This window comes from Bradyrhizobium sp. UFLA05-89 (assembly GCF_059803475.1).
Genome location: NZ_JBANBA010000052.1, coordinates 1 through 23,437 on the forward strand (window position 1 = coordinate 1; position 23,437 = coordinate 23,437).

Below are 23,437 nucleotides of genomic sequence, written 5' to 3' on the forward strand. Positions count from 1 at the left end.
TGCACAATCGAATACTTACTCACGTCAAAATCACAGCGACAGATCAATCGCTTCCGAATTCTTCACGAGCGACTCTGGAAGAGATTGATCGAGTTTCGATAGTTGGTTGCGAATTCGCTTGACCCGTTTCTTCACTTCGAACGCGATCCGATCGAGCATTTGGTGCGACCCTACAGGCGATAATGCGATTGCATCTTTTGCCGCGTCGGCATTCGCGTTGACCAGTTCGCAAAGTTCTTCGACTCGTTTGAGGGTTCGAGCTGGGCTCAGCGATACCTGTCTTGCCAGTTGCTGCCAATCGGAGCCGTGAACGTGGATACCTTCCCTTCGACCGTTGAGGGCCTGCGCCAGCCGCTTCGTGATCTTAGGATAGACTTCGCCGCACATAAGGTCATAGAGCGGCGCGAGTTTCGCCGACCCGCTCGCACCTATCAGGATAGAATAGTTCTTGGCGTGAGCGTCGACGTTGCAGATCAAGATGTTGTAGATGACAGCATCCATAAGCGCCAGTCTGGCACCTGGCTGAATGAAACGAGCGGCACCGTCGAACAACGCCTTGAGACCCGGACCGCTCCTGACGGAAGGAGAGGTGAATTCGTATTTTGAGCTTGGGAAGTACCCAAGCAATTGACAGAAATCCTCTTGGTGCACGCGTACGATCTGGCCTTCTGACGTCTTGAGACGATCGTAGCGCTCGACCAGAAGGTAGAGCCTTTTTCCCGCTCGGCCGGTTGTTGCCTTGGCGGTATCCAATCCGATCATTTCCGCAAGCTTCAGGCAGAAGGCTTCATTGTGAACGTTGCCGGGCAAGCGATCGCTGTCGGGTTTGATGATATGCGTCGAAGGTGTCCCGTTGAGAGGGATGGCGAGCTTTCGGTCGATAAGGCTTAACGGAAGCTTGTCCTGCACGCCGGCTAAGGACATCGAGACCCCGTGCTCGCCGACGAGGAAGGGCTTCTGCGGAAGTTCGTTGATGATCCGCTCTAGATCAGCTTCCTTGGCGACAGGGCGGAATTCGTCTCGCTGGGGACGAGGCGCACCGATCGCAAGAGCGCCCGCCGTATCGCGACCAATGTGTTCGAGCAAGCCCAGGATATCTTGAGGAGCTACACCGATTTGTTGTCCGATTTCCGAGAGATGGCTCTCGGGAAGAAGATTGGCGAGCCAGGGGATGATCCTGTCGTGGTCGACGGGGTCCGGACCGAGCGGCATGGAGAGAGAGATCGGGAAGGCTCCGCGTCGCGTTAGCCAAGATGATTCGTAACGCATTTGGACGCGTTCGTTCGCAACGGCTATCGTCGCCACCTTCAGTCGGTCAAAGTAGATTTCGGGCATGGGGTCATTTGAACGTTGGGATGTGGGAGAGCGGATCGTCTTCGTCCGGTGGCGCGAGGGTCTGACCGACGGATGCGGGAACATCCCCCAACCGCAAACCAACCTCGGCGGCGGCGGTTAATGCCTTGCCTAGTTGACAGGAGGGTTTTCCGCTCTCCAGATCCACGATAAATCGCACGCCAACGCCGCAGCGTTCGGCGAGCTCGTCTTGAGTCAGCCCTAGAGCCTTACGCTTCTGGCGAATCAATGCACCGTACTCTTGGGATGTTGTGATTGAGGCCATCTTCCCGATCGGTAAATTTCAAAGACCAAAAGCCTAAATATTCCCGATCGGGAATAAAATCAAGTGGGGCATCCAAAAATTCCCGATCGGGAACAAGACCCGCAACTCCCCTAAAATATTCCCGATCGGTAACAGACATTCCATTTTTTAGAAAAGTTCCCGATCGGGAATATTAACTAACGTCCGCCGCAACACGGGAGTGCTCGGAACGCCTCTTTGTCGGTCGCCGCCGGATTCGTCATCGTCAGCAAGCACCAGCAACAGCAGCAGTCGTAGCCGTTCGGTGCGGCAATCATCGCCCTCGATCTCTCCATTCGTGGCCAGCAACCAGACCGCAAAAGTTGCAACCGCTGCATGCATTCACAAGAGGGGGCGCTGCGTACCGGTCGGATTAGGGCCGACGGCAGTAATTTGATCTGGTCGCACGAGCGCGACCGCGAAGTTGCGCCATTGCGGCCTAAGACGGTGGTCTGATGACTTCCGTTTGCAGGCCAACACCGTCGCGCCGCGGGCTATGGATCAGCTTGTAGCATGACGGGACGGCTGGCGGACGACTTCACGGATCAGGCTGCCATTGACGCCAAAAGCACACCCGAATCGAGGTGCTTGTCGCCTACGACGAACACGTGCGTCACCAATTGCTGGTGGAGGGGAAATCCATGCGCCGACGGCAAGGGATGGCGTCCTGCCCCAGCTCTTTCCCGCCGGGCCGCATGCGGGGGGTCGGAAAGAGCGCGGGCTTTGATCGATTAGAAGAGGTACAAATGATCATCGGCGTCGGTACGGAGCCGGGGACACATCACGAGATCGCAGGTCCGCCCAGTTGCTGCGTCTATAGCCGTGATCGTGGAGCTGCCAGACATCAACCACGGCATCTGCCAGCGGCGGACACCAAGCCGGTAACGAGCACCGGGTCCCGGGTCCCCTTCCATGTCGACGCCAAATCTCAAGTAAGCCCGGCAGCACAACGCATTAACCTGCAGGCATCTCGATGAGCACCCAAATGCCAGGCTGGACCCCTTATTCGTCTCAGCAGCTCTCCGGCGCACAACCGGACCAGAATGCTTCAATTCGAAGCCTCTGCTGTGCCCTCCCGCCCGCGAAGGGCGATGAGCGAGTAGGCGACCGGCACCACGAACAGGGTGAAGAGCGTTCCGATCGATAGGCCCGTGGCGATCACAAGGCCCATGTTGTAGCGGGAAACCGCGCCGGCGCCGCTTGCCGTGACAAGCGGCAGCACGCCCAGCACCATGGCCGCTGTCGTCATGAGAATGGGCCGCAGCCTGATCGTCGCCGCCTCGATGATGGCCTCCGTGCGGCTCCTGCCCTCGGCGCGCAACTCGTTCGCCACCTCCACCATCAAGATCCCGTGCTTGCTGACGAGACCCATCAGGGTGACGAGCCCGACTTGAGTGTAGATGTTGATACTTGCGCCGCCGATGCCAACGCTGATGAAGATCAGTGCGCCGGCGAGCGACATCGGTACCGATATCAGGATGATGAGGGGATCCAGGAAGCTATTGAACAGCGCGGAAAGCGAAAGATAGATGATGATCAGCGCGAACAGGAACATGGTGACGAAGCCGCCCGATTCCTGCTCGAGCTGGCGGGAGGCGCCTGCAAAGTCGGTCGAGTAGCCCGCTGGAAGGGATTTGGCGAGAGCCTTCAAGGTCGCGAGCGCATCCCCCATGGAAACGCCCGGCATCGCCACGCCGGAAATGGTCGCGGCGTTGATCTGCTGGAAATGGTTGAGCGCCTGCGGAGCGGCTTTATTCTCGAGGTGGGCGACCGTCGCCAGCGGCACCATTGTGTTGTTGCTGGTGCGGATCTGGTAGCTCAGTAGTTGCTCGGCGGTGAGGCGGTCGTTCTGCCGGACCTGCGCGATCACCTTGTAGGAGCGGCCATCCAGGCTGAAATACTCGACGTAATTGCCACCCAGCATGGTCGCGAGCGCGCCACCAAGGTCGCTCATCTTCAGCCCGAGATCGCCGGCCTTGTCGCGGTCGAACACGACGGTGCTCTTCGGCTTGTCGATCTTGAGGTCGTCGTCGAGGAAGATGAACTGCCCGGTCTTGACCACCTCCGCCATGAAGTTCCGAGCAACCTCGTCGAGCTCGCTGAACGAGCCCGTCGTGCCAATGACGAACTGGATCGGCAGGCCGTTGCTGCCCGGCAGCGGCGGCGGCTGGAACGCCACCGAACGCGTGCCCGCGATGCCGTTCAGCAGCTCCTGGAATTCGAACTGAAGTGTACCGGTGGACACAGTACGCTTGTCCCACGGCTTGAGCACCCAGCCGGCGATAGCCTGCGCGGGCGTGTCGATCTGGAAGACAACCCCCGTTTCAGGACGCTTTGCAACGAGGTCGTAGAGCTGTTGCTCGTAGAACTGGCGTTGCTCATGAGTGGCCGAGGGCGCCGAATTGGTCATTGTAAGGATCACCCCTTGATCCTCCTCGGGCGCCAGTTCGCTCTTCGAATTCGCATAGAGCCAGGGAATGCTGGCGAGCAGCAGCAGCGCGAAGACCACCACGACGGCCTTGGTGGCAAAAATGGATTCGAGGCGGCGGCGATAGGCAGCAGTCAGCCACTCCAGCGCGTGATCGATCCTGCGTACCAGGCGCGCCTCCCAATTCGTGGCATCCCGCTCGGTCCGGCGCAGCAGCCAGGCACAGTTCATGGGCGACAGGGTTAGCGCGATGACCGCCGACACGGTGACCGCCCCGGCCAACGTGAAGGCGAATTCTGTGAACAGAGCGCCCGTGAGACCACCCTGGAAGCCGACCGGAACGTACACCGCGATCAGGACCACCGTCATTGCGATGATAGGGCTACCGAGCGCGCGGGCCGATTGGATCGCCGCCTCGACGGGCGGCGTACCCTGATCGATCAGGCGGTGGACGCTCTCGACGACGATGATGGCGTCATCGACGACGAGCCCGATCGCGAGTACCAGGGCTAGCAGCGTCAGGAGATTGATCGAGAATCCCATCAACAACATGAGTGTGAAGGTGCCGATCAGCGACAGAGGGATCGCGATCACCGGGATCAGCACCGACCGCCACGGGCCGAGGAAGAGGAAGACGACAAGAGTCACGATGACAACCGCCTCGACCAGCGAACGGACGACCTCATCGATCGAGCTGTTCACGAACTCCGTCGAATCATAGAGAATCTCGCTGGTGATGCCGTTCGGCAGGTTCGCGCTGATGTCGGGAAGGACCCTCTTCACCCCCTTAATGACCTCGAGCAGGTTCGCGGTCGGCGCCACCTGGATGCCGAGGTAGACCGCCGTCTTGCCGTTGAACTTGGCCGAGCTGTCATAGTCGTCGTTGCCGAGCGTCACGTTGGCAACGTCCTTCAGTCGGACAATCGCGCCGTTCACATGCTTGATGACGAGGTTGCGGTACTGCTCGAGCGAATGGAGGTTGGTCGTGGCCGAGAGATCAACCTGAACGAGCCGTCCCCGCGTCGAACCGAGGCCGGCGATATAATCGTTCCCAAACATCGCGGTGGAGACGTCGCTCGCCGTCAGGCCATAGGCGCCAAGCTTATCGGCGTCGAGCCAGGCACGCAGGGCAAACTTTTTGCCGCCGATCAACTCTGCCGTCTGGACGCCCGGCACGGCCTGCAGCTTGGGCTGCACGACCCGGGTCAGGTAGTCGGTGATCTGGTTGGGAGCGAGCACATCGCTCGCAAACCCGATGTACATCGCATCGATGGTCTGGCCCACCTTCAGCGTCAGCGTGGGCTGCTGGGTGCCGGCCGGAAGCTGGTTGAGGACGGAATTGACCTTGGCATTGATCTCCGTCATCGCCCTGCCGGAATCGTAGTTCAACCGCAGGTTCACCGTGATGGTGCTGGAGCCGGTGGTGCTGCTGGAATTCATGTAGTCGATGCCGTTGGCCTGGGCGATCGCGTTCTCCAGCGGCGTGGTGATGAAGCCGGTGATGATGTCGGAATCCGCGCCGGCATAGGCTGTTGTCACGGTAACGATCGCGTTCTGGGTCCGCGGATACTGCAGGATCGACAACGAGGTCATCGACCGCAGTCCGAGGAACAGGATCAGCGCGCTGACCACAAGGGCCAGCACCGGGCGACGGATGAAGATGTCCGTGAAGCGCATCGTATCGGCTCTTACTGCTCGTGCCGCGTTCACTGGTCGACGATTGTCGGCGCCGCCTCGGTCAGCGGAACGTGGGAATTGTCGATCCTTACCGGGCTGCCATTGCGAAGCTTGATCTGGCCCGCGATCACGACGGTCTCGCCGGGCTTGATGCCGTCAGTCACGGCGATGCGGTCGCCCTTCGCCGGCTTGGTTTTGACGAACATCTGTCGCGCGGCGCCCTGCCCGTCGTGCAGATTATCCACGAGGTAGACCAGGTCGCCATAGGCGTTGTTGACGATCGACGTGAGCGGAACGGTGACGATTTCTTCGGCCTTGCCGACCTCGATCTCCACCTTGGCGAACATGCCGGGGAGGAGCCGCGCCGGGTTGTTCCCGATGGTCGCGCGGACCTGAATGTTGCGGCTGGCGCTGTCGACCTTGGCGTTGATCGCCGAGATCTGGCCCCAGAAGCGTTCGCCGGGGAAGGCATCCACGGTCCCGGTGACATCCTGGCCGATGACGATCGAGGCGAGCGCCTGCTGCGGCAGAAAGAAATCAACGTAGATCGGATCGAGGCTCTGCAAGGTGACAATGGTCGTCCCGGCGCTCAAAAACTGGCCGATATCGACGGCACGAATGCCGAGGCGCCCGGCGAATGGCGCCTTGAGCGTCTTTTGCTCGACGATGGCCTTCTGCTGCTCGACCAGGGCTCTGGCATTCTTCAGATTGGCCTTGTCACTGTCGAGCGTGGCCTGACTGACGGCGTTGAACTTGATCTGCTCCTCGCCGCGCTTGACCACAATCGCGTAGTTCTCGGCGGTCGCCTGCAGCGACTGCAATTTGGCGACGTCGTCGGTTGCAACGAGCTGCAGCAGCGGCTGGCCTTCCGCCACCTCGTTTCCGGAGCTGAACTGGATACTCTGCACGATTCCGGAAGCCTGGAGCGCCAGATCAGCGCCGTTTACCGCGCGGAGCGTGCCGACAGAAGAAAGGGCGGATCGCCATGGCTTGGTCGTAGCAACCACCGTGGAGACGGTCTGCAGCGGGTTCGTCATAGCCCCGATGGCCTTGCGGATCATCATGTCCTTGAAGATCTGGAATCCGTAGAGGCCGCCGAACAGGACGGCCATAACGGCCAGCATGATCGTCATGCGCTTGGTCATCGCAAGCGAGGCATAGGCGGTCTGGTCGGCCCTGTTCCACCAACCGCCGCCAAGCGACTGGAACAGGGCCGCGGTGTCGGCGAAGCGCGCCGCCTGCGCCTTGATGCGCGATATCCGCGCGTTTAGATAGGATTGCTGGGCCGTGATGATGTTGGCGTAGGGGACTGCGCCGGTCTTGAATTGCTCGATCGACATCGAAAGGCTGTCGGATACCGCCCTCTCGGCTTCCGCCTGCGCCTTTAGCGTCGCGGCGTCATACTGGATCGCGCGCAGCGAATCCGCAACGTTCTGTAACGCGGTGATCACAGTGCTCTTATAGGCGGCCATATCCTGTTCGAAGACCGCCACGTTGGCTTCCTTGGTGTGATAGAGGGCGCCACCGTCGATCACCTTCTGCGTGATGGTGGAGGTCGCATCCCAGACGATCGTCCCGGGCGAAAACAGCTTGCCCGTTCCGCTTGCACCGTAGCTGCCGGACAGCGTGATCTGCGGCAAAAGGTTCGCGACACCGACACCGACGGTCGCGGTCGCCTGATGCAGCGTCGCCTCGGCCTGACGGATGTCCGGACGCTGGCGGACGAGCTCCGAAGGCAAGGATATTGGAAGCCGTCCAGGCAAACGCAGTTCGGCAAGCATGACATGCTCGCCGCGATCTTCGCTCGGCAGCCGCCCAAGATAGGCCATCAACTGATTGCGCTGCTGCGCGAGCTGCTTCTGCAGCGGGGGCAGCGTCGCCTTGGCCTGCGCAAGCGTCGATTCCTGGGACAGCACATCGGACTTGGAGACCGCGCCGATCTCGAACTGATGCTGGATACGCGCCAGCTGATCCGTCTCTGCCTTGACGATCTCTTCAGTCGCTGAGATCTGGTCCCGCAGCGAGGCGTCGGTGATCGCTGCTGTGATCACGTTTGAGGTTAGCGCCAGGTAGGTCGCCTCCAGCTTGAACGCCTGGTAGTCGGCCTGCGCCTCGAGCGCCTCGACCTGCCGGCGTGTGCCACCCCAGATATCGAGCGCATAGGAGACGCCGACCGACGTGTTGAAGAGCTTGTAGAGCGCCCCCTGCTCGCGTGCTGCCGACCCGGTCCCAGTTACTTGCGGAAACAAGGCGCCCTGTTCGGCAAGCACAGTCTCCCGGGCGGCGCGGAGCGCAAATTCGGCAGACTGAATATCGGGATGGTTCCGAACAGCCTCTTCAACGAATGCCGTGAGCTTGCGCGAACGAAAGAGTGTCCACCAGAGGCCTGAGATGTCCTCCCCTGGCGAGAAGGACTGCGAATTGCCGCCGAGCGTTTTGGTGCTGTCCGTCGCGGCCACGTGAGGCTCCCGCGTGTAGCGCTCGACAGCCGGGGCTTCGGGCGCAACGAAGTTCGGTCCGACCGCGCAAGAGGCGAGCAATAAGGCAGGCGCGACGACGCCCGCCAAATAGCGCAAGCATCCGAGCCGAAATGTGACGGGATGCCTGGCAATCACACTCCTTTCGCCGCGCCGTGCTGCCACCAAAGGTACGTGATTAGCGAAAAACGACATTCTCTCCTGACCAACAATAGAACCGTACGGTTCGGTACCGATATTGCGCCAACCTGTCAACTAACCGTACCGCGAGGTACTATTCTTTGATCGCCGCATCATTCCTCCCACAAGTCCAAATCCGGCTTTGCTCGCAGCGTCACATCCGGCGCCTTGACTGCCGGGCGGCGTCAGCCCCCGCAAACCACAAAGATTGGGAATCAAAAGCAAGACTGGCGCCAAGCCGCCGATTCGCGAACGCTAGTGTTCGGGCCCCGCCGTTTGGTGCGTGCGGGCGTGCGGGCGTATGGCCTCGCGAGAGCCAAGGGTGCGACAGAATAGAAGTGGACGGTGAAAGACCGAACCGGGGGCGAATTCCCGCAAAAGCCGGACGGAGTGGATTGCTATTGACCGGGCTCACTGGCGCGGCAGGCCGCGAGGAAGAACGAAACCCTCTCCGCCACATGGCCACGAATCTGCGCCCTAAGCCGTTTGGGATCTTCGCCGAACACCGCCCGCATCACCAGCGGTGCGACGACGAGATCCAGGAAGAACAGGGCCGTCTTGGTCAGGCGTTGCGGAGCGAAGGCGGCGTACGCCTTGCCATGCTTCGAGCCAGTCACGTCCTCCAAGACGCCAGCCGTGTGATGAATGCCGCGTTCGCGCATCATTCGCTCTACCTTGGCCAGATCAGGGAAACGGCGCGCTTCGGCCGCCGCAAGACGAAGGAAATCGACACTATCTGCGGCCAGGACATGCTTGAGTATCTCGCTCCCGAGAACCATCAATCGCTCCTCGGGCGTGTCGCCCGATGGCACCGCGCTTTCGTATCCTTCCCGCACCTTCTGCGCGTTGCGCATCGCGATTGCAGCGAACAGCGCCTCTTTTGTTGAAAAACGTGCATAGATCGTTCCCTTGCTGGCACGAGCAAGGCGCGCAATCTCCCCGACGCTGACCCCGGCCAGTCCACGTGCCAGGAACAGCTCACGCGCGGCATTGAGGATGCGCTCGTCCACCTCGGCAGCCAACTCCTTCGGAGGGCGACCAGCGCGGACCGCCTTCTGCGGTGTCTTGCCCTTCTGTCCCATCTGCATTCATTCGCCTCAGCAGTTCGAAAAAGGGCCTCCTGGAAAATATTACGTTGCCCATAATGCGATTTAGCGTGCGCCATGACAGAAGTAAATAGAACTAGTCGGTACACATATTTTGGAATGCGCATCTCCCCTCAACAGTCGAAAGCAATCAGCTTATCCAGCGATTCCCTTGCTGGAAAAGGCTGTCTGTGGTGGATCGGTGCAAATCGGCCAAGTGCGGCATTTCGGCGGCAACACCGCCTCGCCGTCAATCGGAGCGGCCGGCGCTCGACGCGCCTAGTGTTCCTCAAACGTCGCATCAACGATTTGATAGAACGCCATTGGGCTGTTGGCGATTTCCCAGACCGCCAAAATAACGTGATAGCCGGTGCGCTTTGGCAGGTCGCACGTATGCACAGTGGGCCCCTTGGGCATCAGGTTGGCGTTCGGATCCCAAAACGGCTGGCCGTGATTCTGGATTGTGCAGAATGGCTTCACTTCGAATTGGCTACGAGCGAGTGGAGAGGATGAATCCCAGCCCACCCGTGTGATGAAGTAATTCCAACGCCGTGTCAGGTGAGCCGCGCTGTATTCCCACCTGAACTTCTGTTTTGCGCCAGGGCGTAACCGAACTTTTTCCCAGCGCGTCGGGGTCTGCTCATCGAGCAACGGCACATCGCCGCGTACGCTGCTGCCTGCGATAAAGCCGTCCCTTGGCGGCGCCGCGTTCTGCACATCAGTCGGCGCGATCGGGTCTAGCAGTCCTCCTTCCATAGCGGGGAAGAACTTGCCGTTCTCCATCACGTTTGCCCTCCACAAATTAATTGGACAGTCCTTATTTCTGTGTTCGGCGCAGAGCACGACGCGCGAGGCTGGCTCGATGAGGCGCCCCTGCGCGTGCACGCTTGCAACAGCGAACAACGACACCGCAGCGCACAAGAGCACTCCGGACCAGTGTCGAAATATATACCTCATGGTTATCCTCGAGAATTGTCGGATTGGCCGTTAAAGGAAGACCGTGAAACCTGGGTTGCTATCCGCCGTCAGGCAACAACCTGCCGCGCAGCTGGTTACGGAATAGCGCCTCGCCGAGGCGGCGCTCGTAGCTCCTGCAGCTTCTTCGGCACGCACCTCATGATCGCGGCGGCGTCTAGTGGGTCGCGCCTAGCTGTCCTGGCATCCAAAGGTGGCCCGCGATGTCAAAGTATTGTGCAATTGGCGTGCCGTTAGAGAAGTGCTTTGCGCCTTCGAAAATAGCGACAAACCGATACGCTTCGTTCGAGGCCGAGCGCCCTGTGTCGGGCTGCTGCCAACATGTCGCGAAGCCGACGTCGAGCAGGAGAGCACCTATCCATTCGCTCGTGAGGCTTGGCTCAGTTTCTGCATGATAACCGGCGAACTTATTGGATGCCCTTCCGAAGACGTGTTGCTCGGTAGCGGCCTCGAAGAAACCGGAAGTCTCATGCGCAAGGTGTCTATTGCTATCGTTCTAGCGCTCGTCTCATCTCATGCTATTGCGAACGACGATTTAATGACGGCGGCGAGACGAATTTTCAAACCGATCCCCTCGGCGATCCCCGCAGTTAAGGACAATCCTGTCACAGTCGCGAAAGCAGCGCTCGGCAAGATGCTATTTTTCGACCCTCGCCTCTCAGCGAGCGGGATCATTAGCTGCAATACCTGCCACAATCTTGGCACCGGTGGGGTCGATGCCGGCCCAACCTCGGTCGGTCACGCCTGGCAAAAGGGAGCGCGTCGGGCGCCAACCGTGTACAACGCCGTGTTTAATGTCGCTCAATTCTGGGACGGACGCGCGCCGGATCTCAAGGCACAAGCCAAAGGGCCCGTTCAGGCAAGCGTCGAAATGAATGCCACGGCGGATCACGTGATCAACACGTTGAACTCGATGAAAGACTATGTCGATCTGTTCAGAATGGCGTTCCCGGATGATACACCGCCGGTCACGTTCGACAATTTCGCCAAAGCGCTTGAGGCCTTTGAAGCGACCCTCACGACACCGGCGGCTCCGTTCGATCGGTACTTAAATGGCGATGCCAAGGCTCTGGATGATCAGCAAAAGAAGGGTTTGAAGCTGTTCATGGACAAAGGATGCGCCTCCTGTCATAACGGAATCAATATTGGGGGACAGGATTTTTTCCCATTTGGTGTGATCGAAAAGCCCGATAACAAACTGCTTCCCGCTGCCGACAAGGGACGGTTCGCCGTCACTAAGGCGCCCAGTGACGAATACGTATTTCGTGTCGCCCCCTTGCGCAACGTTGCCTTGCGGGCGCCCTACTTCCATTCGGGTCAGGTTTGGACTCTCAAGGAAGCCGTAGAAGTTATGAGTGAAGTCCAGCTCGGCGCCAAGCTCAGCGAGAAGGAGCAGAACGATATTGTCGCGTTTCTTAATTCACTGAGCGGGCGTCTACCCAAGGTCGAGTATCCGATATTGCCACCGCGCACAAAGGAGACGCCTCCACCCTCGTTAAGCAAATAGTGTCGTTCTTATCTGTACACTATGGTCAGGTCGCCCGTCTCTACGGTTTCCTTGCGGCGCAGCTGCCGGCTTTAGCAGCGACCATGAGCCCCGAACGCCGCCCAACCTGTCGAAGTGGTCTCTCAGCATCGCGACGGTTCCTACCGCGGCCTGCGGACGCGCTGGATCAAAGGTGAGGAAAAAGAGGCATCGCCGATGGATCGCGAGCTGTAACGGAGATCAGATGACGACGGTCATTAAAAATCTGCTGGTCCGAAAGCAGAAGCTTATTGAGCAACTTGATTCCACCCAAGACGAAGAGCAGCGCGAGAACATTGAGCGTCAGCTCGAGCAGATAGGTACTGCGCTTGATCTTCTCGATCGGCCTCAGCAAACGAACGAATGAGAAACCGAGGCGAAAATCCCAACCACGATCTTGAATGTGTGCTTCTGGCTTTTTAGCAGCGTTGGCCTTTGGATCGTGTCCGCCGTGCCTTTAGCGCTTCGTAATCAATTTCTCGGTATCACCCAGCGGCGGAAGCCCGGTACTTTTCGCCCCTTGGTCTGCAGTGGCGTCAGGGTTTGGATCGCAACAGGCCACACCGACATGCGCCGCGATATGCAAAGCCTGATGAGCACGGTTCAGGAGAGCTTGAAACGCGATCCTCACGCTAGCGGTTTCACATCCTCCTGGACCGCTAGAGCCTTTGGCATGACGGGATTGGACTATCGCATTACACCACGCCTTCACCGTGGGCCTAGGCACCGGCCGATGCGATATCGATTCCAGCGTCGCGGATCGCCCCTGTCCCGGCAGGAAACGACTGGCGGGATCCGCAACTGCGCTGGCGACCACAGAGTATTTGCTTTGCGAAGAACTTCGCGGTTTGCCATCATTTTGAGGGGCCCCATTGTCGGGATCTAGACCAAATGTCGGCAGTTGACGATACGTGCGGCCAAACGACCCGCGCAGAATATTCTAGGCCGGCACGCCGCTTGCTTTGTTTACGACGTCATCGCTTGTCAGGGCGGCAGGGATGGGTAGGCAACATTAGGACAAGGCGCGCGGAGATTTGCTGTGTCGCAAACTGATGTAGAGAGATTCGTTGACGATCTAGGAAACACGGTTGTCTTCTCGAAAACGTCAAACCATACGCTACGGGACTTGCACCGATTGTGGCGATGGGAAACCGCCTCGGCTACGACTTCACGCTTGATGAGGTCAAAAATTGCATCCCATTGCCTAACCGAGGGGAGTTCACAACTAAGGTCGACGCGATTGCAGGCCGAAAGCAAGGTTCGAGCGTTGCGATGTCGACGAGCCTTGTGCATAGCACTGCGCTGGCTAGCTCCACCACGGACGTACCGATGAGCGCTGTGCAAATCCCGGAAATGGTCCCCAGCTTCGCCGCGGTCGTTCTCGTCGTTGTCGTTGTTATTGTGGTCGTAGAGTGACGTAAGTTTTTGGCTCTCGCCGCGTTGGCTCGGTGGAAGCCGAGTGCGCAGAGAACATGAAAGCAAACTTCGTCAGGGGGAGACCATGCCACCAGTCCTACAAAATGCGGCAAGGGCGCATCAGCATCGTCAGGGCGAACACTGCCGAACGTTTTTCGACCGCCGCACACCCGAACAATGGCGCACGTTGTCACACGTCAAGCGCTTCATGGAGCGGCTTGCCGGCGATATGGAGTTCCGCAGGGCGCTTTCGGAGAACGTCGACGCGCCTCGAGCGGTAACAGAGCGCCACGGTATCGAAGTTGACCCGATGGAAATACTGCCGCTCTGGCGCGCTGACCACCTGAAATACCGCTTCAAGTCGGATTCTGCCCCGTGGCCGCTGGCTATGATTTGGGACGAGTATACGCGTGAGATGTTGCGCCATCGGGACTTCCTGCGCAACAGAGGCGAGATGTCGACAATCAACCCGCGCTTTCATGCCTGGCGCGAACGCCAAATCCGGCGCTGCGACGACGAATTGGGCAGATCGGCGCCGTCGTTTACGCACCCCATTATCGCTTTTGAGCTGAGCGAGGGCTGCAGCGTCGGTTGCTGGTTCTGTGGCCTCTCGGCCGATCGCTTCAAAGGCTATTACGAGTATAGCAAAGAACATGCAGAGCTTTGGCGTCGCGTGGCTGGTGTTGCGACCGAGATGTTTGGTTCGGCAGCCCGTACTGGCTTCTGCTACTGGGCCACAGATCCTATGGACAACCCACACTACGACCGATTTTTGTTCGACTATTATCAGATCACGGGCGCATTACCGCAAACAACGACGGCCGCGCCGCTCAAGGATGAGGCGCTCACGAGGCGCGTGCTCGAGCTTTTCAACCGGTATGGCACTACGACGAACCGTTTTTCCGTGTTGAGCACAAGACATCTCAATCAGATTCACACGGCGTTTTCGCCTGAGGAACTGATGGGGGTCGAACTCATCCTGCAAGGCAAGGAGGCGCCGATCGCAAAGGCTCTCACCGGGCGGGCGCGCGAGCGAAAGGAGAAGCTCAGGGACGCCAACAGGGATGATGCAATCGCCTTGCTGGAGCGCGACCAAACGACGATCGCCTGTGCTTCCGGCTTCCTGGTAAATATGCCGCAGGGACGTTTACAACTGGTCACGCCGATACCGGGTAGCGAACGCTGGCCTCTCGGGTACCGCATCGTGGGTGAACGCTTCTTCAGGACGCCTGACGAGTTCCGGGAGGGACTGCAGAGAATGATCGACCAGCATATGCTCGAGAGCCCAGCCCCCGACCTGCCGATCCGCTTCCGCAGCAACCTGCAATACAAAGCAGGAAACCGCTCCTTCCATCTACGCTCACGCAACATGCAACACCACGTGCTCGACGATGTCGCTCCAACTTCCGTTGGCCATCAAATCGCGTGCGGCAATTGCACAGCCTCGGAGCTGGTGATGCGGGTCACGACCGACGGAACGAGCGTCCTTGCGGTCGCCGACCTGCTCGATCAGTTATACGCAGCCGGGGTAATCGAAGAGGACTTCGATGACCGCTTCGCCTGGCAGACCAGCGACGACGTGACGAGCCGCATCGAAGGGACCAAACACGCGCCCTCTCGCACGGGCGTGGATCATTTCGCTCCTATTGAGTCCGCACATCGCCCTGAACGAGCTGCACCATCTTGCCATCTCGCAAGTCGCCGAGCGGGGTGACAAATCAGCGCAAGTCGGTCAGGCGAGCCGGGGATGTCCAACGATCGGGGGGTGATGATCGTGGCCTGGCATATCTCCATAAGCAAGCGAACTGACTACCCCGGGCCTGATGCTGGTACTTGTATCCAACCCGTTGGCGAACGCTCAGCTACAAGCCTGTTTCGAAACGCTTCTCGGCTGGATATTGTACGATGGGTGTTGGGCAATTCGAAGAGACCTCGCGGATCGTTGCCGAGAACCCCCGCTCGGGGGCCTTCGCGCGCGAGCCGGCGTCACATGAACAATTGGCTCGCAGATGATTCTGTTGCTGTGCAATGGTTACCGACACCGGTCGTGAGCCGCCGTAGCTCGTGCCGTCGGATCACCATGCTCGCGCTCTTCGTTTCCGGATTAGCCCGCACGGCGTGAAAGAAAGGGCGACAAAGCCAACACCAGATTTCTCCACTGAGCGGCCGTCTGCTCGTCACTCTGGCGTGATCGTCGCAAGTCCAGCTTCGATGACTGCGATTTCTTGGCTTACTTGTGCGACGACTTGCCTTGGATCGATGCCGGTGACGCCCTTCAGTTGCCTCAGCAGCCCCTGCCGATGCGCAAGCAGGCTCTCCAGCGCGCCACGGTCATTCAGCCTGACATAGCCGTTGACGATCAACTCAACTGAATGCGACATTTATCTCTCAAATAAACGAATACCCTGAATTTACTAATATATCGGATCCCGCAGCACCACGCAGCACCGTATTGCGGAAACCTTGATTAGTAAGACTAACGAGCAAAGCTCCTTGTCGCCGCACATGAACCGCGCATTTTGGTGGCGGTCGCGGACGTGCCGTTGTCTCGCGTAACCGGCGCCTTCGCGGCAAGTGGCCGCCGCCTCCAGAAGCGGCGGCCCCGCTCAACGCGAGCGACCAATGCCAGAGCGGCTGCCAAACGAACGGAAGCGCGCCGATTTTTCGTCGTACCTTCTATTTTCCCGAAGGCGCTGGCATGCGTCTCAATGGAAGCACACTTCGTCTTGGCATGCCGGTTCTCACGCGAAAGCAATACGACAAGCTGCCGTGGACCCTAGCCGCAATCCTCGCCTCTCGAACATTTGCTGCTGGGATGCTTGGCCGGCGTGTGCAACGACTTAAGATGAGCACCCAGACGGACGCTCATTTGAATGCGTCGTTGAGGATAGCCGCAATCCTGGCGCCGGCGAGCGCAATTCGCTGGTTCGCGATCCTGTGGGCCCTCGACTGATAAGCCTGCGTGAGCTTGTACGGGCCATCACCGCCGCGGACCGGCGGCGCGTACACTGACTGCTTGGCGATCTCGAAGCTCTCCTGGATCCAATCGTTCTCATCCGTCGAACCGCTATCGACCGTACGAAGATCCGCCGCGGCGTCGATCGCATCCTGTGGTGGCGCGCTGGTCGGTCCCAACAGCCCATCCCAGAACGCGTGGAGCTCTCTGGCGCTTCCACACTTGGTGCACTTGATCTTTACGTCGTTCCCGCCAGCGTCGCCATCTTGCTCGGCGTGCGTAAAGCGGGAGGTCGCATGCAACGGTTGATGCAGGTCACCGACCAGATGCAGCAGCCAGGAAAGATCGTATGAGCGCACGTCGTCCGGTGCCGTCTTATCCGCAAGCGTGCTCTTGAAGATAGCAACCTGACTTTGCGCGTTGGGCGATTGCGGCTGCTGCAAGGGGGTACCATCCGTCGAAAAGGGCTCGTCAATGAAGTGCCAGTACTTGTGTCGGTTGTGATCTGCATAGCCGATGTTCTGCGAAGCTTCGGGCGTCTGGGGCGCAACATCGCCGTTTCTGTCGCCGTCGTTATGGTAGTCGCTGAGCGATTTGATCTGGTCCGGCCACGTCGCCGCCTTCACGAACGCGATTTGGTCACGCTGGCTCGCCGGCACGCCCTGGACCCAGCCATCATATTGAGGATTGAGTTTGAGCAGGCGCGTGGCTTCCTGCTTGGCGGCGGGCGTCAGCTGACTCCAGGCCAGCGCAGCTGCCTCCATGTGTCCGAAATTATTCCAGGCGTTGGTGGGCGCCCCCAAGAGCACTGCACAGCTCAAAGCGATCCAGAAACGTGTCTTCATGGAAATCCTCATTGAATAGGAAATGCAAAAGAACCCGCTGACGTTGCGGATACGGATTCATACACGTCGTTTATGTCGTCGAAAAGAAGGAAAAACGGTGCTTGCCACGTAAGAGCCGCTTTGGGGGGCAACGCGTGGTTCAAACCAAGTGCGGATCGCAATCCCGTGGACGTCTTGCCGGAGCGACGCCTGGTCGCCGTCCTCGTCATCACGCAAGCTCCCCATCAGCTCAATCCGCACACACCATCGCAAGTCCCGCGCGGTCCCCACCACTCCGAGGTTAAGCCGATGGAGATCTTTCAGACTTGGAGGGCGCGCCGGGACGCGCCACCGTATTGATCCATGACATTGTGGCGAGGCCGACCTTAAGCCAGCATGAAGGCTGCACTCAGCAAGGCCTCGAATCCAACAGGAACGAGAGCTTGCGTATCGGGCCTAAAAAAGTCCCGGGCTGTCAGGTAAGGGAAGGCGATGGCTGTCAGGTGACGACGACGATAGCAGTCGTACTCGCAATATCCTCCTCCCGTTGTCACGTCTCGCACATAACCTGGACCTAAGGACCGAGCACATCCGCTGCAGGTTCTGTTGCCGTGCGGGGTCCTGTGATTCACGAGGATGAACTTCATAGCGTGGCCCGTTAGAGTTTTTATCCAGCCTGGGACTTGTCAGCGATGCTGTATCGAAGTCGCGCCGATCTCGGGGCAACCGCACACCACATGGCATGTCCTGCCGATCTCGATGGAGCTAGGCCGCTCGCAGCCAGGAGAGCCATCTATGATCGCCCTCCCGCCGCAGCCTGAAACGGTCGACGCACTTCTTGGAACAAAGAGCCGTTCGCCAGCAGTAGTAGCGGATCAGACCGAACCTTCCACCGCAGATCGCACAGCACCTTGCTGTACCATGCCCCGAATTATGGGAGCTGTTTTGCATTCTTGCCTCCTGTCGGCGTTACGTGGATAGGCCTCGCGCCCGGCATTTCCTTCGGCGCAGCACTACACGCGCAAACCACGCGCGACTTCGATCCGCGCCAAGCTTCCAATGTGTACGGGACACCGCGCGCAAGCGCTTGGTTGCGCACCGATTGACGAAGTAATCGCTCCATTGGAGGACTTCGCCGATGTTGCTAACTATAAGCGTCGTTCGATCTTGATTAGTGCAATCAGTAGCGGACTTGAGCCTAAATCCTGCACTCCATCGGCAATTTTTGACGAAATTTAGCGAGATCGATCGATAACTTGCATCTGGACACACTGAAATGTAGTTTTAGCGCCGCCTTCGCACTCTCAAAGCGCAGCAATCCGACGCCCGGTGGTCTCGAACTGTTCAAATCAGCATGGACACCCGGACCGGCCGATGTGTTGCCTCTGTGGCTGGCTTAGCCTGAGGCCCTCAGCGTTCCTTGCGAAGGCGGACGACACGGCAGATCAAACTTGGTCTTATCTGCGTTTCGTTAAATCAAGGTACAGCAACTGCGCAGTTGCGGGCCAATCACCGCAAAACTACTACACGACACGAATCGGAAGGTGTGACGCGAGGGATATTCACACCCTTCATATCTTCTTGCAGCCGTTGGCCCGCGCCATCGGGCGAGAGAGAGAAAGCATGCCGCCCCCTTCGTCTCTTTCGTTATGTGCTTGATAACGTGAGGCTCGCACTCATGCTCAGCAGTGAGTCATCGTGTGCCGCGATCGCGCCTTACCGCCCAGAATCGTGGAGCCGCGATATCGTCGCTCGAGCCCGATCGCTCGTACTACGTGCTCTCGTCCGCCTTGAGGATTACGTTATCGATCAGCCGCGTCGAGCCGACGTAGGCCGCAGCGCACAGAGCGGCAGGATTAGCTAAGGGACTGGCGGCCGGCTCAAGCGTGTCGGCATCGACTAGCTCAAGGTATTGCAGCCGGTCGACCTCATCCAAATGCCGCCTGGCGATCATGATAAGCTTCTCGCATTCGCGCTCGCCTGCATGGAATTCGGCCTCCGCCGCGAATAGTCCGCGACTGATCGCAAGAGCCCGCCGGCGCTCGTCTTTATTGAGATAGCGATTGCGGCTACTCATTGCGAGCCTGTCCGGCTCGCGAACGGTTGGCACTGTGACGATCTCGACGGGGAGATTGAGATCAACTGCCATGCGACGGACGACCGAGCATTGCTGGAAATCCTTCTGCCCAAAAAATGCGATATCCGGCCGCACCATGTTGAACAGCTTGCAGACGACTGTCGCGACACCGCGAAAGTGCCCAGGCCTGAAAGATCCGCACAAGGGTTTTGATAGTTCGCCGGGATCGATGAAGGTCTCAAACCGCGCCGGATAGACCTCCCCAGCAACCGGAGCAAAAAGAATAGTCACGCCGGCATCACGGCACAGCCTCTCATCGCGCAGAAAAGCACGCGGATAGGTACCGAGGTCTTCGTTCGGCCCGAACTGAGTGGGGTTGACGAAGATGCTTACGACCGTGACATCGCATTGCGCACGACTCGCCTCGACCAATGCCAGGTGGCCGTCGTGCAGGTAACCCATTGTCGGGACGAAGCCGATCCGTTTGTCACGAGCTTTCGCGAGGGCGGTACGAAGCTCAGCGACCGTCGTAATTGTTTGCATGTTTGAGCTTTACATCAGGTTGGATTGCGAGGCGTCCAGTTTGAGATCGCCGCGCTCAAGCCGTCGGGAAGCCGATAGGATTCTTGTGGCGTCGGGAACGCGCCGTTGCGGACGTCTGCGGCCCAGTGTGACAGCGGCTCCTGCAACAGCCGAAAACCCTCGACATAGGTGCGAACGAATCTTGGCCGACGGCCTTCGATTAAGCCCAGCACATCATGAAACACAAGAACCTGGCCCGAACAACTGGGGCCCGCCCCGATTCCAATCGTCGGTATTGTCAAAATCTCGGTCGCTCGGGCAGCGAGCTCTGCCGGGATCCCCTCCAGAACGATAGCGAAACATCCAGCCTCCTGCAGACGGTAAGCGTCGTCAAGCAGACGTAAGGCATCATCGGCCTTCCGGCCCTGCACCTTGAAACCACCCATAACATTGACACTCTGCGGCGTCAGGCCGAGATGGCCCATGACCGGAATCTCACAATCAACCAAGGCGCGTACGATTTCGGCACGCTTGGTTCCACCCTCGAGCTTCACCGCGTCGGCCCCACGCTGCAGGAAGCCTCCGGCGCTGCGGATGGTCTCCTGGGGACTGAGGTGAAAGCTAAGAAAGGGCATGTCGGCTATAAGTAACGCATGAGGCTTTGTCCGCGCCACGGCCTCCAGATGATGATTCATCATCGCCATGCTGACCGGCAGCGTGTTGTCAAATCCGAGGCAGACGTTGCCAACGCTATCCCCGACAAGGATGATGTCGACGACGGGGTCAGCGATGCGTGCCGTCACCGCATCGTAAGCCGTGGTCATTACAGCACGCCGCCCCTCTTCCTTCCACCGCTGCAGCGCTGGAATGGTGACGCGCTCGACAGGCGCGTCCGAAATGTGGCTCATGTTAAGTCCGATCCGTCACTGACACGCCCCCCAGAGTCGTGTATTCCTATGGAAGACGTGAGAAAATTGTCAATGGCGAGCAGGAAAAAGGAAACTTACATCTCAAAAATCAAGTATCGACTCATAAAATCATCCAATGATTGCACCAACAACTAGAGCTACGTGGTCATTTGAACCCGAGAACGCGCAAGATGCGAACATGAGCTGACTCTTTGCAGTTCGCACGGCGCGCAATCACGGCGAGAGCGCAGCTCGCCGAAGACATATAGGGTTTCTCAAGATAGGCACTGCTGCTTGGATACGGGCGCCGAACGCAGGATAAATCACAGAGCGAGCGAATTGGAGCTACTGACCGCCCAAGTCGCAGGCGGATCAAATATCCTAAGTTCCTGCTGGGCTGCTAGCAATCGGCGCCGAAGGAAGGATCTTACGATTTGTCCTTTCCAGCATTGCGGCGACCACTCCGCTCCGCTGCCGGCCACGATCAGCATAAGCGGGGCGCTCACTCGTCGGGCTATTCGGAAGAGCGTGGCCGAATCGAGATGGCTCATTTCTGCAATCCCGTCCGGATGCGAATGCCAATCGCCGAGGTAGTCGAGGTCGCCGCCGCTGGCTTCGAAGGCGCGTTTGATCTCCGCCACCTGCCACTGGTGATCCGGCAGAAAGCAATAGCGTCCGTGAAGGGCGCGCGGGCCACCGCCGCGCAATTCAACGATGATGCGGTCCTCTCCCGAGCGCCAGCCAAGCAAGATCCCTCCATTCTCCAGTGGAGACAGATCTTGCGCGCCCTCGCACATCGACTGCATCACGCGCGAGGAAAGCCAGACGGTCACCACTTGGCTCCGCAGCATCTGGGGTGAGGGGGGCAGGGATATCCCTCCCAGCGGGGCAATGTCCTCGATCCGTCGCCGTTCTTCAACGTCAGCACGGCCACCGTCCAGCAGCCGGGGTCGTAGTTTCCCTTGGAAAGCACCCCGACCGCAGTACGCGCGATTTCCAGCGAGATCTCCTGCAGGTCGAAGCCGCCCCCCATGAAGGTCGGAGCACTGCAGCCGACCGGAATCACGACGCCGGCATCGTCGACGCGTGGCTCGGGTATGTGCTTGTCCTTCCAGTGCTCCCTGAGGCAGACGAAGCAGCCTTCCGCATCCGGCAGGAAGCGCGCGACAATGCCGCCCGCGACGCCATAAGTTGCGTAGCCGACTACGTAGGGCACACCGAAACGCTTGCAATGGTAGGACAGCGCCAACTGCACCTCTTCCGAAGCCGAAGCGTCAATCACCACGTCGGCAGTGCGCAGCAGTTCGAACAACGGCGTGAGCACGTTGCCGAAATCGCGCGGGAGCGTCAACGCATTGGTAAATGCCCCGCCGAGACGTCCGGGAAAGAAGCCCGCCCTCGTCCACGGATAGTTCTCTGCGATGAAGTTCGCGAGAGCCTGGGCTTTGCCTCTTCCCCAGACTGAACGACCCAATGGCCATCGCAGGCTATTGCCAGGTTGGACCGTGTCGAAATCAACGAAAGCAACTTCTCCGAGGCCCGCTCGAGCCAGTTCGAGCCCAGCGAAGCTTCCGATCGCGCCGCCTCCGACAACGACGGCCTTTTTGGTCCGAAGCGACTTCGCGACTGGGAGCCGGGAAAAAACGTCGTCCTTTCCCGCCCGCTCTCCGAGAACCAGCCTGGTCTCGGCTGGCCCGTTGGTTTCATTCCCTACCGCACGCCGGGTGACCAGGAAGAGCCACCCAGCGCCGTTTTTCTGCGAGCCGTACTTGGTCTCCTCGGGAAACACGATGCCGGTGATTGATAAGGGACCATGCGCCGTTTCGTTGACCTTCCGCACACTCTCCTGTTCCAGCACCGCCTGACGCGCGAGCTCCGCCTCGGCAAACCGAAGCAGTTCGTCGGCGTCGGTTGAAATGGGGGGAGTGAACTTGACGAAGCGACCGGTTATCACCTTAGTTTGCTCCGGCTCCACCGGAAATCCGAACCATTTTCCGAGCGACGCGCCGCTGCTTGCCTTCAGTTGCCGCAGGACTCCCTCGATCGCAACGCCGTTGTTCCGACTAGACCGAGAGGAACAGACCACCTCCATTAAGCCGTGCCGCACCGGCGGCAACTCCACCTGACCATCGAAGAGGATGACCGAATCCTCTTCCGCCGCTGGCGCAAAATACGGCATCAACGGCTCGGCGGTCTGCTCCTCAAGCTCGGCTGCATCGTCCCAGCGGGCCCTCCCTTCTCGCCGCGAGGGTGCGCAGGAGATGGTCTAATCGCTCCTGGACGAAATCGGCGACGAGTTGGTTGGAGTCCCACTGGCCCGCCTCCTGTGTGAGCAAACACAGCTCACGACTGAGGGGGTTTTGATGGCGCTCGAAGCTCTCGTTTGGCGCTGCCACCGCGGGTCGGAAGAAGGGGTGCATCGGGGAATATCCGATGCGCAACAGCATGGAAGCGGGCTGCCCGTCCACCGGCCAGTCCGCCTCCAGAATCAGAACCCCGTTTTTCTTATGAATGGTTCGAGATTCAATCCCCAGACGCGCGAACGCCGCCAGCTCGGCCTCGAGGAGCTCCGGCCAGATCATCCACCAATCGTGGCCGGGACCGAGCTGGTTTTGCTTAGCCAAACTTAGCCCACGGGACGATGTCTAGGTGGCGAACTGGGGCGCGGCGGCCCCTTGCCCGGTGTCTCGCTCGGAGGGCCGGGAGGCACGTCGGGGTGCGCCGGATGTGGCGGGTGTTCAGGGCGTTGAT

At 59.3% G+C, this 23,437-nt stretch carries 18 protein-coding genes and 1 pseudogene; 5 read left to right on the forward strand and 14 right to left on the reverse strand.

What is annotated here, in order from left to right:
* Positions 1-30: 30 nt before the first annotated feature.
* From SO139_RS24880 to SO139_RS24910, 7 genes and pseudogenes are all read right to left on the reverse strand, one after another.
* Positions 31-1,335, reverse strand: a complete 1,305-nt coding sequence (locus SO139_RS24880; RefSeq protein ID WP_498540714.1) for a type II toxin-antitoxin system HipA family toxin — start codon at positions 1,333-1,335, stop codon at positions 31-33.
* 4 nt (positions 1,336-1,339) lie between these two features.
* Positions 1,340-1,618 (reverse strand): helix-turn-helix domain-containing protein, encoded by a 279-nt coding sequence (locus tag SO139_RS24885; protein WP_449380722.1) that lies wholly within the window; start codon positions 1,616-1,618, stop codon positions 1,340-1,342.
* Positions 1,619-2,684: 1,066 nt separating this feature from the next.
* Positions 2,685-5,741: an efflux RND transporter permease subunit gene (locus tag SO139_RS24890; RefSeq protein ID WP_498540715.1), complete on the reverse strand. Its 3,057-nt coding sequence runs from the start codon at positions 5,739-5,741 to the stop codon at positions 2,685-2,687.
* A 29-nt stretch (positions 5,742-5,770) separates the two neighbouring features.
* Positions 5,771-6,886, reverse strand: a complete 1,116-nt coding sequence (locus SO139_RS24895; RefSeq protein WP_498540749.1) for an efflux RND transporter periplasmic adaptor subunit — start codon at positions 6,884-6,886, stop codon at positions 5,771-5,773.
* A 9-nt stretch (positions 6,887-6,895) separates the two neighbouring features.
* Positions 6,896-8,317: pseudogene (locus tag SO139_RS24900) on the reverse strand (efflux transporter outer membrane subunit); the annotation flags it as partial.
* A gap of 479 nt (positions 8,318-8,796) precedes the next feature.
* Entirely contained in the window at positions 8,797-9,408 is a 612-nt protein-coding gene (locus SO139_RS24905; RefSeq protein ID WP_498540716.1) for a TetR/AcrR family transcriptional regulator, read from the reverse strand.
* A gap of 354 nt (positions 9,409-9,762) precedes the next feature.
* Entirely contained in the window at positions 9,763-10,440 is a 678-nt protein-coding gene (locus SO139_RS24910) for a lytic polysaccharide monooxygenase (RefSeq protein ID WP_498540717.1), read from the reverse strand.
* A gap of 487 nt (positions 10,441-10,927) precedes the next feature.
* Between SO139_RS24910 and SO139_RS24915 the strand changes: the two genes are divergently transcribed.
* The 5 genes from SO139_RS24915 (at position 10,928) to SO139_RS24935 (ending at position 15,113) form a co-directional block, all read left to right on the forward strand.
* Positions 10,928-11,965 (forward strand): cytochrome-c peroxidase, encoded by a 1,038-nt coding sequence (locus tag SO139_RS24915; RefSeq protein WP_498540750.1) that lies wholly within the window; start codon positions 10,928-10,930, stop codon positions 11,963-11,965.
* Positions 11,966-12,188: 223 nt separating this feature from the next.
* Positions 12,189-12,350, forward strand: coding sequence for a hypothetical protein (locus SO139_RS24920; protein WP_449380716.1), 162 nt, complete (start codon positions 12,189-12,191; stop codon positions 12,348-12,350).
* A gap of 84 nt (positions 12,351-12,434) precedes the next feature.
* Positions 12,435-12,869 carry an IS66 family insertion sequence element accessory protein TnpB gene (gene tnpB, locus SO139_RS24925; RefSeq protein WP_498540751.1) on the forward strand — a complete coding sequence of 145 codons (435 nt, stop codon included), beginning with the start codon at positions 12,435-12,437 and terminating at the stop codon, positions 12,867-12,869.
* Positions 12,870-13,126: 257 nt separating this feature from the next.
* Positions 13,127-13,399, forward strand: a complete 273-nt coding sequence (locus tag SO139_RS24930) for a hypothetical protein (protein WP_498540718.1) — start codon at positions 13,127-13,129, stop codon at positions 13,397-13,399.
* Between the two features lie 85 nt (positions 13,400-13,484).
* The gene (locus SO139_RS24935; RefSeq protein ID WP_498540719.1) at positions 13,485-15,113 is read left to right on the forward strand and encodes a radical SAM family RiPP maturation amino acid epimerase; all 1,629 of its coding nucleotides are present in this window, start codon (positions 13,485-13,487) and stop codon (positions 15,111-15,113) included.
* 463 nt (positions 15,114-15,576) lie between these two features.
* Here the strand turns inward: SO139_RS24935 and SO139_RS24940 are convergent, their stop codons facing one another.
* From SO139_RS24940 to SO139_RS24970, 7 genes are all read right to left on the reverse strand, one after another.
* Positions 15,577-15,780, reverse strand: coding sequence for a hypothetical protein (locus SO139_RS24940; RefSeq protein ID WP_498536658.1), 204 nt, complete (start codon positions 15,778-15,780; stop codon positions 15,577-15,579).
* A gap of 484 nt (positions 15,781-16,264) precedes the next feature.
* Positions 16,265-17,200 (reverse strand): S1/P1 nuclease, encoded by a 936-nt coding sequence (locus SO139_RS24945; protein WP_498540720.1) that lies wholly within the window; start codon positions 17,198-17,200, stop codon positions 16,265-16,267.
* A 1,750-nt stretch (positions 17,201-18,950) separates the two neighbouring features.
* Positions 18,951-19,799 carry a pantoate--beta-alanine ligase gene (gene panC, locus SO139_RS24950; RefSeq protein ID WP_498540721.1) on the reverse strand — a complete coding sequence of 283 codons (849 nt, stop codon included), beginning with the start codon at positions 19,797-19,799 and terminating at the stop codon, positions 18,951-18,953.
* Positions 19,800-19,813: 14 nt separating this feature from the next.
* Entirely contained in the window at positions 19,814-20,686 is an 873-nt protein-coding gene (gene panB / locus SO139_RS24955) for a 3-methyl-2-oxobutanoate hydroxymethyltransferase (protein WP_498540722.1), read from the reverse strand.
* Between the two features lie 323 nt (positions 20,687-21,009).
* A complete protein-coding gene (locus SO139_RS24960; RefSeq protein ID WP_498540723.1) occupies positions 21,010-21,519 on the reverse strand; it encodes a Mov34/MPN/PAD-1 family protein in 510 nt (169 codons plus the stop codon).
* Positions 21,516-22,865: a ThiF family adenylyltransferase gene (locus SO139_RS24965; protein WP_498540724.1), complete on the reverse strand. Its 1,350-nt coding sequence runs from the start codon at positions 22,863-22,865 to the stop codon at positions 21,516-21,518. The genes SO139_RS24960 and SO139_RS24965 overlap by 4 nt, the downstream gene beginning before the upstream one ends.
* 22 nt (positions 22,866-22,887) lie before the next feature.
* Positions 22,888-23,268 (reverse strand): hypothetical protein, encoded by a 381-nt coding sequence (locus SO139_RS24970; protein WP_498540725.1) that lies wholly within the window; start codon positions 23,266-23,268, stop codon positions 22,888-22,890.
* Positions 23,269-23,437 lie beyond the last annotated feature (169 nt).

Excerpts from the sequence above, each read along its gene's own strand:
- SO139_RS24930 (WP_498540718.1), top strand. The coding sequence starts at position 13,127 with ATGGGAAACCGCCTCGGCTACGACTTCACGCTTGATGAGGTCAAAAAT.
- SO139_RS24965 (WP_498540724.1), bottom strand. The coding sequence starts at position 22,865 with ATGCCGTATTTTGCGCCAGCGGCGGAAGAGGATTCGGTCATCCTCTTC.
- panB (WP_498540722.1), bottom strand. The coding sequence starts at position 20,686 with ATGAGCCACATTTCGGACGCGCCTGTCGAGCGCGTCACCATTCCAGCG.
- SO139_RS24890 (WP_498540715.1), bottom strand. The coding sequence starts at position 5,741 with ATGCGCTTCACGGACATCTTCATCCGTCGCCCGGTGCTGGCCCTTGTG.
- SO139_RS24915 (WP_498540750.1), top strand. The coding sequence starts at position 10,928 with ATGCGCAAGGTGTCTATTGCTATCGTTCTAGCGCTCGTCTCATCTCAT.
- panC (WP_498540721.1), bottom strand. The coding sequence starts at position 19,799 with ATGCAAACAATTACGACGGTCGCTGAGCTTCGTACCGCCCTCGCGAAA.
- SO139_RS24880 (WP_498540714.1), bottom strand. The coding sequence starts at position 1,335 with ATGCCCGAAATCTACTTTGACCGACTGAAGGTGGCGACGATAGCCGTT.
- SO139_RS24895 (WP_498540749.1), bottom strand. The coding sequence starts at position 6,886 with ATGACCAAGCGCATGACGATCATGCTGGCCGTTATGGCCGTCCTGTTC.
- SO139_RS24885 (WP_449380722.1), bottom strand. The coding sequence starts at position 1,618 with ATGGCCTCAATCACAACATCCCAAGAGTACGGTGCATTGATTCGCCAG.
- SO139_RS24970 (WP_498540725.1), bottom strand. The coding sequence starts at position 23,268 with ATGATCTGGCCGGAGCTCCTCGAGGCCGAGCTGGCGGCGTTCGCGCGT.
- SO139_RS24910 (WP_498540717.1), bottom strand. The coding sequence starts at position 10,440 with ATGAGGTATATATTTCGACACTGGTCCGGAGTGCTCTTGTGCGCTGCG.
- SO139_RS24920 (WP_449380716.1), top strand. The coding sequence starts at position 12,189 with ATGACGACGGTCATTAAAAATCTGCTGGTCCGAAAGCAGAAGCTTATT.
- SO139_RS24940 (WP_498536658.1), bottom strand. The coding sequence starts at position 15,780 with ATGTCGCATTCAGTTGAGTTGATCGTCAACGGCTATGTCAGGCTGAAT.
- SO139_RS24935 (WP_498540719.1), top strand. The coding sequence starts at position 13,485 with ATGCCACCAGTCCTACAAAATGCGGCAAGGGCGCATCAGCATCGTCAG.
- SO139_RS24945 (WP_498540720.1), bottom strand. The coding sequence starts at position 17,200 with ATGAAGACACGTTTCTGGATCGCTTTGAGCTGTGCAGTGCTCTTGGGG.